The organism is Chryseobacterium sp. Leaf201 (assembly GCF_001421435.1).
Lineage (GTDB): Bacteria > Bacteroidota > Bacteroidia > Flavobacteriales > Weeksellaceae > Chryseobacterium.
Window position 1 is genome coordinate 26229 of the sequence record NZ_LMKA01000070.1, and the last position, 13539, is coordinate 39767.

Here is a 13539-nt window from a genome sequence, read left to right on the forward strand (position 1 = left end):
CAGTTAAAGATGTAGACGATAAGTTTTTGATTTGTTCTGAATAGATGCTAACCTGAGGAACTTATTAAATTTTAACCCTGAAAAAGAGTAGGCATAGTCAAATATTCAGTCATTAAAATTTTAGATTTAATGATAAGCTGCAGGCAGGAAATATGAGTTAAAAAACCTTTGATTTTCATTCTTTTGAGAACTTCTATTTTCTGATAATTATGATTGTCCGGATCGCTTATGTAGATAACAGGGTTAAACTTAACTGTCTTAAATAAACTCAGGATCATTTTTAAAACGCCTGCAAATAGTTTTATTAAAAAAAAATCCCGAATTTTGCCCTCTTCAAAATCCCGAGACCTTCATGAAACTTTGTATTGCCGAAAAACCCAGTGTTGCCAGAGATATTGCCAAAGTATTGGGTGCCACCATGCCCAAACAGGGCTATATGGAAGGCAACGGCTACTGCGTGACCTGGACGTTCGGGCATCTCTGTACTTTAAAGGAACCCCATGATTACGGTCCGCAGTTCAAATCCTGGAACCTTTTTCTGCTGCCGATTATTCCCGGGAATTTCGGAATCAAATTAATTCCGAACAAAGGCGTTGAAAACCAGTTTAAAGTAATTGAACGCCTGGTGGAAGAATGTGATGAGGTCATCAACTGCGGGGATGCCGGCCAGGAAGGGGAGCTGATTCAGCGATGGGTACTGCAGAAAGCAAAATGCACCAAACCGGTGAAGCGACTGTGGATTTCGTCCCTGACGGAAGAAGCAATCAAAGAAGGTTTTGAAAATTTAAAACCGGCGGAAGACTATAAAAACCTGTATCTCGCAGGCAATGCCAGAGCGATAGGCGACTGGCTGCTGGGCATCAACGCCACCCGTCTGTTTACGAAAAAATTCGGGGGAAATAAAGCGGTCCTTTCCATCGGAAGGGTGCAGACCCCGACGCTGGCCATGCTCGTTCAGCGCCAGAAAGAAATCGATATTTTTACCGTTGAAGAATATTGGGAACTGAAAACCCGGTACCGTGACGTTCTGTTCACCGCAGCAATTGACCGTTTAAAAACACGTGAACGGGCCGAAAAAGGACTGGAATACCTGAAGGAAAATATTTTTGAAATTGTTTCTTTTGAAATCAAGGAAGGAAAAGAAAAAAATCCTAGGCTGTTTGACCTGACCGGCCTTCAGGTGGAAGCCAATAAAAAGTACGGCTATTCTGCAGAGAGTACCTTAAATTACATCCAGAGCCTGTATGAGAAAAAGCACGTCACCTATCCGCGTGTGGATACCACCTACTTATCAGAAAGCCTGTATCCGAAGATTGAAGGGATCCTGAGAAAAATGAGCTTTTATCAGGAACTTATCAGCCCGTTATTGCAGGCACCGATTCCAAAATCCAAAGTGGTGTTTGATGATGCGAAAGTAACCGATCACCACGCCATCATCCCGACCGAAGTGCCACCGTCCCAGAACCTCAGCAGGGAAGAAAAACTGATTTATGACCTCGTGGCCAAGCGGTTTATTGCCGTATTTTATCCCGAATGTAAAATTTCAAATACTTTGGTGGAAGGAAAAGTGGGGACCATTCCGTTTAAGACGAGCGGAAAGCAGATCCTGGAACCGGGCTGGAGAGCAGTGTATGCCAAAGAACCCAAAGAAGAGCCCGCCGATAAGGAAAAAGACAGGGAAGAAGAACAGAGCATTCCTGAATTTACGGTGGGAGAGTCCGGGCCTCATGATCCGATAATCCATCAGGGAAAAACGTCGCCGCCGAAACCGTATACGGAAGCTACGCTGCTGAGGGCCATGGAAACCGCCGGAAAACAGGTGGAAGATGAAGAGCTGCGTGAAATGCTGAAAAACAACGGTATCGGAAGACCATCTACCCGGGCCAATATCATTGAAACGCTTTTCAAACGGAAGTACATTGAAAAGAAACGGAAAAACCTGATTGCCACGCAGACCGGCATCCAGCTGATTGATACCATTGAAGATGAACTGCTGAAAAGTCCGGAACTGACGGGTGAATGGGAATCCAAGCTCCGCAGGATTGAAAGCGGCGACTATGAAGCCAACCAGTTCAAGGAAGAACTGATCCGTATGGTAACGGAACTGACTGATAAAGTGGTGTACGGGAAAGGGAAAGTAATCACCTTACAGGAAGAAAAGCCTGAAGCCGAAAAGAAAAAACGCGAACCGGCAGTAAAGAAAGAACTGCAGTCGTGGGAAGAGACCCAGTGCCCGAAATGCAAAACGCACCACCTGATCAAAGGAAAAACAGCTGTCGGGTGTTCAGATTTTAAAAACTGCGGCTTTAAGGTCATGTTTGAAGTTTTCGGTAAAAAGATCTCGGATAAGCAGCTGATGGATCTGGTATTAAAAGGGAAAACCTCAAAACTGAAAGGCTTCAGCGCACATCCTGAAAGCCTGACGGAAGGCGTACTGGCTTTAAGTGAAGACTTCAATATTACGCTTGCTTAATTTGAGTATTTACATGCGCGACGCCAGGCTGAACTTTTGTAAAGGAGTTCGAAAAATTGTTTGTACATCAATAAAGACGATGCTTTAACCTGTCTTTGTTGTTAGTTATTTATTTACGGTTTATCTGCAGATCCGTAAAATCATTTTTAAAAATTTGTATTTACATTTGCAGTAAACAAAAACAATGACGCCCGAAAAAAAGCAACTCATCACCGGCAGTTTCAGCCGTTCCGAAACCCTGCAGTTCTACAAAGCAGAATTACTGGAAGTGGAAACCGGATTTATCTCAATTAAAATCCCGAAAATGGAAATGATGACCCGGAAAGCCGGAATGTTCAACGGTGCCATGATTGCTTCCCTGGTAGATGTCTCTTCAGGATATGCAGCCGTAAGCCATTATGAAGAAGACTGTTATGTGGTTACGGTAGAGCTGAAAGTCAATTATCTGAGGCCTGCCATGGGCGATGCTTTAGTCTCAAAGTCTTACGTGGTAAAAGGCGGCGCTAAAATCAGCGTGATCAGGACAGAAATTTATACCGTTGATGAAAACGGAGCTTCAGAAAGCCATGTGGCCACTTCACTGGTGACAATGATGAAAATAAAATAGTCTTGTTCCTCTGTGTTAAGTGGAATATGTTTTGTACAGCAACACCTTATAAACATTAAAAAAATCAAATTATGAACTTAATTATCCGGCTGCTCATTACAGCCATTGTCGCCTATCTTCTGACCATGATTTTACCGGGCGTTCATTTTACAGGATTCGGAGGAGCGATTATCTTTTCCATTGTCTTAGGAATTCTCAACCTGATTGTAAAACCGGTGCTGAAACTTTTCGGCCTCCCTTTAACCATCATCACTTTAGGCCTGTTTACATTGGTCATTAATGCCATCATCATTCTTATTGCCGATTATCTTATTGACAGTATGGTGGTTGACGGATTCTGGTGGGCGCTGATCTTCAGTATTCTGCTTTCGGTTATTACTTCCCTTGCGAATTCGATGTTCTCAGACGGAGATTAAAAAAGGAATATATTTAAAAATGATATCAGTAAAGAGTGGACTTAAGTTCGCTCTTTTTTCATTTCAGGATGTGGAGCTTCTGTCAGGTATCTATCAAAATTCGGGCATCATCAGTAAAATAGATGATCTCATAATGTAAAAATAAGTAACTTTGAGCCTCTTTGGAATAAATGAGAACATGAAGCTGATTTATGTTCCTAAAAATGAATATCAACATATGAAACTTAAGTACAGCCTGCTGGCTTTGGCAGCTCCGCTCTTAATGAATGCACAACAACTCATGACGCCCGAAATCCTCTGGACTTTGAAAAAAGTAGGAGTACAGGCCGTTTCTCCCGACCAGTCTTCGCTTATTTATAAAATAGGGCAGACTGATCTGAAAACCGAAAAAACAAAAAGTGAAAACTACTTCCTGAATGTTATCAATAACCAGTCTGTAAAAATAGATCTGGGCAAAAAATCCCTGATCCAGTGGGATAAAAACGGCATCTATGCACAGGAAGGCGATAAGATTTTCCTCTCCGGAGACGGCGGTAAAACCTGGGGCGAGTTTTATACCATAGGCGAGGCAGACAATATCGTGATTTCTCCCGACGGTAAAAAAATAGCTTTCAGCAGACAGGTGTTGGTGGAAAAGCTGATGGGTAAAGACAAATATTCCGATACCCCGAAATCCACGGCACAGGTGTATACCGACCTGAACCACAGGCATTGGGATTACTTTAATGAAGGGAAATACAACCATGTTTTTGTAGTAAATACCTCACAAAATGCAGATGCCGCAAAAGACCTGCTGGAAGGAAAAACCTGGGATTCTCCGCAAAGGCCGTTCGGCGGTGCCGAAGACTTCATCTGGAGCCCTGATTCTTCCCGGCTTCTGTACGTGACAAAACCCAAAAGCGGTAAAGAATATGCCACCAGCACGAATACGGATATCTTTGCGTATGACCTGGCTTCAGGAACTACAAAAAATCTCACTGAATCCAATAAAGGCTATGATGTAAACCCGAAATTCAGTCCGGACGGAAAATCACTGATCTGGCAGAGCATGGCCAGAGACGGCTATGAAGCGGATAAAAATGACATTAAGATCCTGGATTGGAAATCCGGTAAAATAAGCAACCTGACCGGCGGCTGGGACGACAGTGTTTCAGGCGATGTGTTCTGGGCCGGTGATTCCAAAACCATTTATTTTACGGCAGCCTTCAGAGGGACCAAGCAGTTATTTTCATTAGATCCTAAAAAGGCTAAAGTACAGCAGGTGACCAAAGGTGATTTTGACGTAAATGAAATTTTTGCCGATCAGAAAAATACGCTGCTGGTAGGCCGTACAGACATTAACCATGCGACAGACCTTTTTTCAGTGAATGTGAAGAACGGAGACATGAAGCAGGTGACGGAAGTGAATAAAGACATGTATTCAAAACTGGCCCAGGGGAAATCTGAGCTGAAGATGGTAAAAACCTCAGACGGGAAAGAAATGGGCGTCTGGTTCCATTATCCTCCGAACTTTGATCCGAATAAGAAATACCCGACGCTGGTATACTGCCAGGGCGGCCCGCAGTCTGCATTAACGCAGTTCTTCAGCACAAGATGGAACTTTGCTCTGATGGCAGCCAACGGATATATTGTAGTGGCACCCAACCGCCGCGGAATGCCGGGGTGGGGAACGAAATGGAACGAAGAAATTTCAAGAGACTGGGGCGGACAGCCGATAAAGGATTACCTGGCTGCAACGGATTTCGCGAAAACATTACCGTATGTTGACGGGAGCAGGGTAGCGGCAGTGGGAGCAAGCTATGGCGGATACAGCGTATTCATGCTGGCGGGTATTCATGAAAACCGCTTCAAGACTTTTATCGCTCACGACGGATTATTTGATATGAAATCCTGGTACCTGACTACAGAAGAGCTCTGGTTTGCCAACTGGGACCTGGGTTCGCCGTGGGAAAAACCGCAGCCTAAAGCCTATACCGAATTCAATCCGAGCAATTTTGTTGATCAATGGAACAAACCGATCATGATTGTTCAGGGCGGCATCGATTTCAGGGTTCCTTACGAGCAGGGCCAGGAAGCTTTCCAGGCAGCAAAACTGAGAGGCCTGAAATCAAAATTAGTCTATTTCCCGAATGAAAACCACTGGGTGCTGCATCCGCAGAATGGCCTGGTGTGGCAACGGGAATTCTTTGACTGGCTGAAGGAAACATTATAAAATTCCCCTCCTCCGGAGGGGTGGCGAAAATTCTGAAAGAATTTTTGACGGGGTGGTCTGAATAGATTGAATATATACTTACCCTTAAAACGTCAACAGGAGCGGGCTTTAGCCCGCTTTTTGTTTGAAATTAAGTGAATCCCATATCAGCAATGCCATGACCAACAGAATATTTTCATTTCCGCCGATTGTCGACAGTAATTCTAAGATTTTAATTTTAGGTTCTATTCCCGGGGTGAAATCCTTGGAAAAACAACAATACTACGGCCACCCGCAAAATAAGTTCTGGAAAATTATTTTTGAATTGCTCAATGAAGATTTTACCGAAGATTACGGAGAAAGGATCCGGATGTTAAAAAAGCACCACATTGCACTTTGGGACGTGATCGATTCCTGTGAACGGAAAGGAAGCCTTGATTCCGAGATTAAAAATGAAGAAGCCAACCAGATCCCGGAGCTTCTGGAAAAATATCCGAATATTCTGGCCATATTCTGTAACGGTGGGAAATCATATAAAAATGCGCAGAAAATGTTAGGAAAGCATTTTAAAATTCCTGTATTTTTACTGCCGTCAACAAGTCCGCTTCATACCGTTTCCTTTGAAAAGAAACTGGAAGAATGGAAGCAGATTAAAAACCATTTATGAAAAAACTGATACCGCTGTTCCTGATCTTGGCTTTTAGTAATCTCCTGTCTCAGGAATACCATTTTGATTACTACATAAAATATAAACATACATTAAAGCGCAATAAAGAACAGCCCGAAGTAAGGGAATTTCAGTATGCCGTAAATTCTCAAGACCATTCCTATGAGATTTCCTTCAGGTCCGGGAAAAACAAAACAGTATCTGCGGTAATTACAGATTTTAAAAACAGCCTGCAGCATCATTTTGAAATGAAGAATACAGGATTTCCTTTAAAGGGAAATGATTTCGATTATATATATTCCGTGAAGATCCCTTCTGTTAAAAAGCAGTTTGAAGAAGAATCCAAAAGAAGATTTTTCACTTCAGATTTTGTGGATAAAAAACCTGACGGGTTGTCGCACCATTTAATAAAGGAATTCAGTAATCAGAAATTAAAGAAATCCAGAATGTCTGCAGACGTTGTTTTTGCCGATTTTAAAGATGACCTGTCATTTGTAGGGCTTCGCCTATTATTTGATTATCATGAAATAGATGATAAACTAAAATCCGAAAACAGATATATCTTAAAATCCGGATCCGGAAAATCTGAAGACCTTGAAATCAATGTATCACTGGAGGCAGTTGAACCTCAGGATTTTGATATAAAAATCAGTCGAGACCAATTGAATTTTAAAAATAACTAAAACAAAAAGCAAGGAAATCCCTTGCTTTTAAGTATTGAAATGCATGATTATAAGACAAAGCTGCAGTTTATTTCTCAATCCTGTACACTTCTTCATACGGCTGAATCAGCACCCAGCCGCTCCCGGAAAATTTCATCTGAAACTCTTCACCGCTGCCTCTTCCGATCAGGCTTTTTAAAGAAACATTGGTTTTCAGTTCGGGGCTCAGGTTTCCGGACCATGCTACCGTGGCATTCGGGTCTGTAAAAACCGGACTGTCCGGGGTAACCATCAGGGTCAGGGGATCGCCGTGTGTGGTGATGGCAATGTGGCCGGTTCCCGATAACCGTACCTGGAACAGTCCGCCTGACATGACCCCTGCAATACTTTTCAGCATGGTGATGTCGCTTTTAATACTCTGCTCATGTGCCAGGACATCATTTCCATTTACGCAGACTGCTTCATTGTTCAGATACAGGATCCGCACTTTTTTACCTTCATCCGCCACATACAGCTTTCCGGTTCCTTCGGCTTTCATCAGTCGGGCTCCCTCACCGCTGATGGCTTTCTTTAAAAGATTGCCTAATCCTCCGGAAAACATGCCCTGCCTTTCAAAATTTACGCTGCCCACATAGCCGACCATGCTTCCTGCCTTAGTCCAGACCGACTGGTTGTTGAGGTTGATTTCCAGAAGCTGAGGCTTTTCCAGTTCAAAGTAATCCCTTTCCTGTGGATTTTCTTTTGTTTCATTTACAAAAGCTTCAATTGAATATTTGCTCATAGGATAAAATTTTAATGTATTCAAAAATAACTTTTTTCAACATTAAAAAGCAGGGTAAAAACCATGGTTTTCAAACGTGGCCAAAATTAAATGGAGATATACTTGACAAAGGGGTGCCTGATGTCGTATATTTGCAGTCCGAAAATTACATCCCGTAATTTAATAAATTTTTAAACCGTAATTTAAAAAATGAAAACATCAGATTTTAATTTTGATCTTCCTGCGGAATTATTGGCGGAACACCCGTCAGAACACAGAGACGAAGCCAGGTTAATGGTTTTGGACAGAAAAACCCAGACTATTGAGCATAAGCTGTTCAAAGATGTGGTAGATTATTTCAGTGAGGAAGATTTATTTATCTTTAACAATACCAAGGTTTTCCCTGCCCGTCTGTACGGAAACAAAGAAAAAACAGGTGCCAAAATTGAGGTTTTCCTTTTAAGGGAGCTTGACAAGGAAACCCGTGTATGGGATGTACTGGTAGATCCTGCAAGAAAAATCAGAATCGGGAACAAATTATTCTTTACCGAAGATGAATCTTTGGTAGCGGAAGTTATTGATAATACGACGTCCAGAGGAAGAACGCTGAGGTTTTTATTTGACGGTTCTTATGAAGAATTCAGGACTAAATTAAAAGAATTAGGGGAGACCCCGCTTCCGAAATACATCAAAAGAGCGGTGGAGCCTGAAGATGCAGAAAGATACCAGACCATCTATGCAAAAGTGGAAGGTGCCGTTGCGGCTCCAACTGCCGGACTTCACTTCTCCAAGCATCTGATGAAGAAACTGGAAATCAAAGGAATCAACTTTGCAGAAATTACCCTTCACGTTGGTTTGGGAACGTTCAACCCGATTGAAGTGGAAGATCTTTCCAAGCATAAAATGGAATCTGAAGAAGTATTCATTGATGAAAAAAATGCGGATGTGATCAACAAAGCGGTTGACAACCACAGAAGGGTGTGCGCCGTAGGAACAACCACCATGAGAGCTTTGGAAACGTCAGTATCATCCAATAAAAAGATCTCATCATTCCATGGCTGGACCAATAAATTCATTTATCCGCCTCATGATTTCGGAGTAGCTAACGCGATGATCACCAATTTCCACACGCCAAAATCTACACTAATCATGATGATTGCCGCGTTTGCCGGAAAAGAATTCATCATGCAGGCCTATGAAGAAGCCGTAAAAGAAAAGTATAAATTCTACTCTTACGGAGATGCTATGTTAATTCTTTAAAAAGATAATAGGATTTGGGGTTTAGGGCTTAGTTTGTCCCTAAATCCTAAGCCCTAATACCTAAATTATAATGAAAGATATCAGAATTTTATCACTCGACCAGCTTAAAGACTACTTTGCCACGTTAGGCGAAAAGCCGTTCCGTGCGAAGCAGGTATATGACTGGCTGTGGAGTAAAAACCTCCATTCGATTGAAGAGATGACGAATCTTTCAAAATCCCTCCGTGAAAGAATTGCCGAGGAATATACCATCAATCCCGTTTCCGTTGACCAGCTTCAGAAGAGCACGGACGGAACCATTAAAAACGGGGTGAAACTCCATGACGGCCTATTGGTAGAATCTGTTCTGATTCCTACCGAAACCAGGACAACAGCCTGTGTATCTTCCCAGGTGGGATGCTCGCTGAACTGTGAATTCTGCGCCACCGCAAGGCTCAAAAGGATGAGAAACCTTGAAGTAGCCGAAATTGTAGACCAGGTGGCCCTTATCGACAGCCAGAGCAAAATGTATTTCAACAGGCCCCTTTCCAATATTGTTTTCATGGGAATGGGAGAGCCGATGATGAATTACAAAAATGTAGTGGAAGCCATCCGCAAGATTACCCAGCCGGAAGGCCTGGGCATGTCGCCGAGAAGAATTACCGTATCCACTTCCGGGATTCCGAAGATGATTAAAATGCTGGCCGATGATGACCTCAGGGTAAAACTGGCCCTGTCCCTGCACTCCGCTATTGAAGCCAAACGGAATGAAATTATGCCGTTTTCCGATAAATTTCCGTTGACGGATATTATGGAAGCCCTTCAGTACTGGTACCAGAAGACCGGTTCTGTAGTCACTTTTGAATATTGTGTCTGGAAGGATATCAATGATAAGGACGAAGACATTAAAGCCCTGATAAAATACTGCAAACAGATCCCTTCCAAGGTGAATCTGATCCAGTATAACCCGATCGGCGACGGAAAATATGACCAGTGTAACAAACAGGCAGAAGAAAATTACATCCGTCAGCTTGAAAATGCAGGCGTTACCGTAATGGTGAGAAGAAGCCGCGGAGGCGATATTGATGCCGCCTGCGGACAGCTGGCCAATAAAAACACCGATTAAATTTTCATTAAAAAATTTCAAAGATCTCTTAACATTTTCTTAAAGCCCTAACTTTGCATCAAAACTGATCTAAAGATGATGGATTATTTCTGGGGTGAAAACGGGCTTGAACACGTCTATTCATGGTCTGTTCCGATACTTGCCGTAATTATCATTGCTGAAATGGTCTACAGCCATGTTTCGGAAACCAAACTGTACAGCGGAAAAGATGTTGCCACCAATATCTATCTGGCCCTTCTGAATTTCGGGCTGGACTTTGTCATGAAAGCCTTCGCGATGGGCGTGATGTTTTTCTTTTACAACCACAGGTTTTTTTCATGGGATTTTACATTAGGGTACCTGCTGGCCTGCTTTGTGGTCACTGATTTTGCTTATTACGTTTTGCATTATGTAGATCATCATTCCAGAGCGTTCTGGGCCGTGCATATTACCCATCACAGCTCTGAATATTTTAATCTTACCACAGGATTCCGGAGTCCGGTTCTTCAGCCGCTGTACCGGTATCTCTATTTTTCCCCGCTGGCTTTCCTGGGTTTTAATCCGTGGCATATCATGTTGGTTTACGCCATAGGACAGGTGTACGGTACCTGGGTGCATACGCAGACCGTAAAAAGCATGGGAATCCTGGAATATATTCTGGTAACACCTTCTCATCACCGGGTGCACCATGCCTGTAACGTCAAGTATCTGGACCGCAATATGGGGATGTGTCTGATCATCTGGGATAAAATATTCGGCACCTTTGAAAAGGAAGATCCTGCTGTTCCCGTCAAATACGGGATTTACCCAAAAATGCCGGATAACAAACCGGATACTGTTCTTTTATACGAATGGCGCAAAATCTGGAAAGACATCAGACAGCCGGGATTACATTTCTCAGACAGGATCAATTATATTTTCAATTCCCCGGGATGGCGCCATGACGGAACGGGTAAAACAGTACGGCAGTACCGGAAAGAATACGGGGAAAAGAAAAGTATGAAGAAGAAAGAAACTCAGAAGAAATCAGCATAATTCCATGCACCGGAACAAAAGACTTAGCCGGATGTTAAAACAAAACCCAATGCTATTCATCAATACGAATCCCAACAGGTTTGCAAAAAATCTTTAATTTTACAGGATGAAAAAGTTATTCCTGATTTCTGCTCTTATCATTTCCACATCTGCATCTTCTCAGCAGTCAGATCTCCTGAAAATCCGGCAGTACAGAATCAGTTATTTAGATGAAAAAATTCAGGAAACATCAGGACTTAATCTTTTCAACGGAAAACTCTATACGTTCAATGACAGCGGGAATGCACCGGAACTTTTTGAGCTCGACAGAACATCAGGGAAAATTATAAACACAATAGCGGTCAATGCCAAAAACAAAGACTGGGAAGCCCTGACAAATGACGGGAAAAATTTCTACATCGGGGACTTCGGAAATAACGGAGGAACGAGAAAAGACCTGGAAATCTATAAAATACCTGTTGAAAATAACGGATTGAAGAATGATTCCGCTGCACTTATCCGTTTTGAATATCCCGAGCAGACGGAATTTGTCCCCGGTTACCTGAAAACCAATTTCGATGCGGAAGCAATGGTCTGGCTGAACGGAAAAATCCATCTCTTTACAAAAGAATGGGGCAATAAATCAACCACCCATTACATCATAGATCCTGAAATACAGGAAAAGCAGAAAGCGCAGAAAACGGAATCCTTTAAAACAGGTTTTGTGGTTACGGACGCTTCTTATTTCAATAAAAAGCTCTATCTGGTAGGCTATACGAGAAAGACGGAAGTGTTTTTAACTGTCTTCAATGAAACGGAGCCGGATGTGTTCTTTAAGGAAAGCCCTAAAAGATATTATCTGGGCAGTGCACTGTCCATTGGGCAGATTGAAGGCATTACCGTGGATGAAGCCGGGCTTTACATTTCAGGGGAAAAGTTCAGCTCTCCTCTGGGAAGTGCGAAGCCGGCACTGTATTTTATTCCGACAGAAAAACTCAAAGACTAATTTCTGTTACAATTAAATGAAAAAAATTATCTTTGTGGTAATTAATAATTTATCCATCATTCGAAGATTGTGGCCAACACCGTAGAAGAAATCAAACGACCGATTAATGAGGAAATGAAACTTTTCGAGCAGAAGTTTTATGAATCCATGCAGAGCAAAGTACCTTTATTAGATAAAGTCACCCGTTTTATCGTGACCACCAAAGGAAAGCAGATGCGCCCGATGTTTGTATTTCTCTGTGCCAAGCTTGTAGGGGAGGTAAATGAAAAAACCTACCGCGGGGCGTCCATGATCGAACTGATCCACACCGCTACACTGGTACATGATGATGTGGTGGATGAAAGCTTTAAGCGCCGTAATTTCTTTTCAATCAACGCGTTGTGGAAGAATAAAATTGCCGTTCTGGTAGGGGATTTCCTGCTCTCCAAAGCTGTACTTCTTTCTACCGACCATAAAGATTATGACCTGCTTGCCGTAATTTCAAGGACGATCCGTGAAATGTCTGAAGGCGAACTGTTGCAGCTTGAAAAAGCCAGGAAGCTGGATATTACCGAAGATGTATATTACGAAATCATCCGTCAGAAAACCGCAACATTAATTGCAGCGTGTTGTGAAATCGGAGTCCTGTCAAACAATGCAGATGAAAATCTGGCGAAAAAAATGATGGATTTCGGGACGTATACCGGAATGGCCTTCCAGATCAAAGATGACCTTTTCGATTACCTTACTTCCAACGTGATCGGTAAACCGGTAGGCATTGACATCAAGGAACAGAAAATGACGCTGCCTCTGATCCATACCCTGAAAATAGCCGGCGAGAAGGACAGGAAATATTATTTCAATACCATCAAGCGGTATAACAATGACCAGAAAAGGGTTAAGGAACTGATCAGTTTCGTAAAAACTTCAGGCGGACTGGATTACGCAATTACCGTGATGAAAAACTTTCAGCAGAAAGCAAAAGATATTCTGGACGAATTCCCGGATTCCGAGCCTAAAAAATCTCTGCAGATCATGCTGGATTATGTGATTGAAAGGAAGTTCTAAATTAAATAATTTTTACCGTTACAATAATAACGGCGGCTACAATACAAAATAAAGCCGTTAAAAATAAATAATCCGCAATAGTTTCAAACCTGTTTCCACGCTTTTCATGCCCGGTCCTGATCGCTAGGAACGAAAAAAAGCAGCTGAATGCAAAAAAAAGGCATGCCACTCCTGCAAATTCGTCCAAGTGCGTGCTGGGGCTCATCTTAGAGATCTTTAATGAGGTGATAATAACCAGCGAAAATCCCAGAAGATTGCTTGATGCATTAAGGATATGAGTGGATTTTTTTTCCATTACCTACAAATTTAATCCAAGATAAATACAATTTTTTTTATTATCAAATTTTTAAAA

13 protein-coding genes are annotated in these 13539 nt (G+C 42.3%); 11 read left to right on the forward strand and 2 right to left on the reverse strand.

Features of this window, described 5'->3' with window-relative positions; all coding sequences use genetic code 11:
- Window positions 1-352: 352 nt before the first annotated feature.
- From ASE55_RS10075 to ASE55_RS10100, 6 genes are all read left to right on the forward strand, one after another.
- Window positions 353-2473, forward strand: coding sequence for a type IA DNA topoisomerase (locus ASE55_RS10075; protein WP_056218708.1), 2121 nt, complete (start codon window positions 353-355; stop codon window positions 2471-2473).
- 184 nt (window positions 2474-2657) lie between these two features.
- Window positions 2658-3080, forward strand: a complete 423-nt coding sequence (locus ASE55_RS10080) for a PaaI family thioesterase (RefSeq protein ID WP_056218711.1) — start codon at window positions 2658-2660, stop codon at window positions 3078-3080.
- A 71-nt stretch (window positions 3081-3151) separates the two neighbouring features.
- The gene (locus ASE55_RS10085) at window positions 3152-3496 is read left to right on the forward strand and encodes a phage holin family protein (protein ID WP_056218714.1); all 345 of its coding nucleotides are present in this window, start codon (window positions 3152-3154) and stop codon (window positions 3494-3496) included.
- Between the two features lie 217 nt (window positions 3497-3713).
- On the forward strand, window positions 3714-5708 hold the full coding sequence (locus tag ASE55_RS10090) for a S9 family peptidase (RefSeq protein ID WP_056218747.1): 1995 nt from the start codon (window positions 3714-3716) through the stop codon (window positions 5706-5708).
- A 157-nt stretch (window positions 5709-5865) separates the two neighbouring features.
- Entirely contained in the window at window positions 5866-6354 is a 489-nt protein-coding gene (locus ASE55_RS10095; protein WP_056218717.1) for a DNA-deoxyinosine glycosylase, read from the forward strand.
- Window positions 6351-7037, forward strand: a complete 687-nt coding sequence (locus ASE55_RS10100) for a hypothetical protein (RefSeq protein ID WP_056218719.1) — start codon at window positions 6351-6353, stop codon at window positions 7035-7037. Before ASE55_RS10095 ends, ASE55_RS10100 begins: the two co-directional genes overlap by 4 nt.
- A gap of 67 nt (window positions 7038-7104) precedes the next feature.
- Here the strand turns inward: ASE55_RS10100 and ASE55_RS10105 are convergent, their stop codons facing one another.
- Window positions 7105-7797, reverse strand: coding sequence for an AIM24 family protein (locus ASE55_RS10105; protein ID WP_056218722.1), 693 nt, complete (start codon window positions 7795-7797; stop codon window positions 7105-7107).
- Between the two features lie 189 nt (window positions 7798-7986).
- Between ASE55_RS10105 and queA the strand changes: the two genes are divergently transcribed.
- From queA to ASE55_RS10130, 5 genes are all read left to right on the forward strand, one after another.
- On the forward strand, window positions 7987-9036 hold the full coding sequence (gene queA / locus ASE55_RS10110; RefSeq protein WP_056218724.1) for a tRNA preQ1(34) S-adenosylmethionine ribosyltransferase-isomerase QueA: 1050 nt from the start codon (window positions 7987-7989) through the stop codon (window positions 9034-9036).
- A gap of 70 nt (window positions 9037-9106) precedes the next feature.
- Window positions 9107-10141, forward strand: a complete 1035-nt coding sequence (gene rlmN / locus ASE55_RS10115; RefSeq protein WP_056218728.1) for a 23S rRNA (adenine(2503)-C(2))-methyltransferase RlmN — start codon at window positions 9107-9109, stop codon at window positions 10139-10141.
- Between the two features lie 75 nt (window positions 10142-10216).
- Window positions 10217-11155 (forward strand): sterol desaturase family protein, encoded by a 939-nt coding sequence (locus ASE55_RS10120; protein ID WP_056218731.1) that lies wholly within the window; start codon window positions 10217-10219, stop codon window positions 11153-11155.
- Between the two features lie 106 nt (window positions 11156-11261).
- Window positions 11262-12140 carry a hypothetical protein gene (locus ASE55_RS10125; RefSeq protein ID WP_056218734.1) on the forward strand — a complete coding sequence of 293 codons (879 nt, stop codon included), beginning with the start codon at window positions 11262-11264 and terminating at the stop codon, window positions 12138-12140.
- A 69-nt stretch (window positions 12141-12209) separates the two neighbouring features.
- Complete coding sequence (locus tag ASE55_RS10130; RefSeq protein WP_056218738.1) at window positions 12210-13187, forward strand: polyprenyl synthetase family protein; 978 nt, start codon at window positions 12210-12212, stop codon at window positions 13185-13187.
- Window position 13188: 1 nt separating this feature from the next.
- Here the strand turns inward: ASE55_RS10130 and ASE55_RS10135 are convergent, their stop codons facing one another.
- Window positions 13189-13482 (reverse strand): hypothetical protein, encoded by a 294-nt coding sequence (locus ASE55_RS10135; RefSeq protein ID WP_056218741.1) that lies wholly within the window; start codon window positions 13480-13482, stop codon window positions 13189-13191.
- Between the last annotated feature and the right edge of the window lie 57 nt (window positions 13483-13539).

Coding starts and splice junctions, on each gene's coding strand:
- queA (WP_056218724.1), top strand. CDS start 7,987: ATGAAAACATCAGATTTTAATTTTGATCTTCCTGCGGAATTATTGGCG.
- ASE55_RS10090 (WP_056218747.1), top strand. CDS start 3,714: ATGAAACTTAAGTACAGCCTGCTGGCTTTGGCAGCTCCGCTCTTAATG.
- ASE55_RS10135 (WP_056218741.1), bottom strand. CDS start 13,482: ATGGAAAAAAAATCCACTCATATCCTTAATGCATCAAGCAATCTTCTG.
- ASE55_RS10085 (WP_056218714.1), top strand. CDS start 3,152: ATGAACTTAATTATCCGGCTGCTCATTACAGCCATTGTCGCCTATCTT.
- ASE55_RS10105 (WP_056218722.1), bottom strand. CDS start 7,797: ATGAGCAAATATTCAATTGAAGCTTTTGTAAATGAAACAAAAGAAAAT.
- ASE55_RS10120 (WP_056218731.1), top strand. CDS start 10,217: ATGATGGATTATTTCTGGGGTGAAAACGGGCTTGAACACGTCTATTCA.
- ASE55_RS10100 (WP_056218719.1), top strand. CDS start 6,351: ATGAAAAAACTGATACCGCTGTTCCTGATCTTGGCTTTTAGTAATCTC.
- ASE55_RS10075 (WP_056218708.1), top strand. CDS start 353: ATGAAACTTTGTATTGCCGAAAAACCCAGTGTTGCCAGAGATATTGCC.
- rlmN (WP_056218728.1), top strand. CDS start 9,107: ATGAAAGATATCAGAATTTTATCACTCGACCAGCTTAAAGACTACTTT.
- ASE55_RS10095 (WP_056218717.1), top strand. CDS start 5,866: ATGACCAACAGAATATTTTCATTTCCGCCGATTGTCGACAGTAATTCT.
- ASE55_RS10080 (WP_056218711.1), top strand. CDS start 2,658: ATGACGCCCGAAAAAAAGCAACTCATCACCGGCAGTTTCAGCCGTTCC.
- ASE55_RS10125 (WP_056218734.1), top strand. CDS start 11,262: ATGAAAAAGTTATTCCTGATTTCTGCTCTTATCATTTCCACATCTGCA.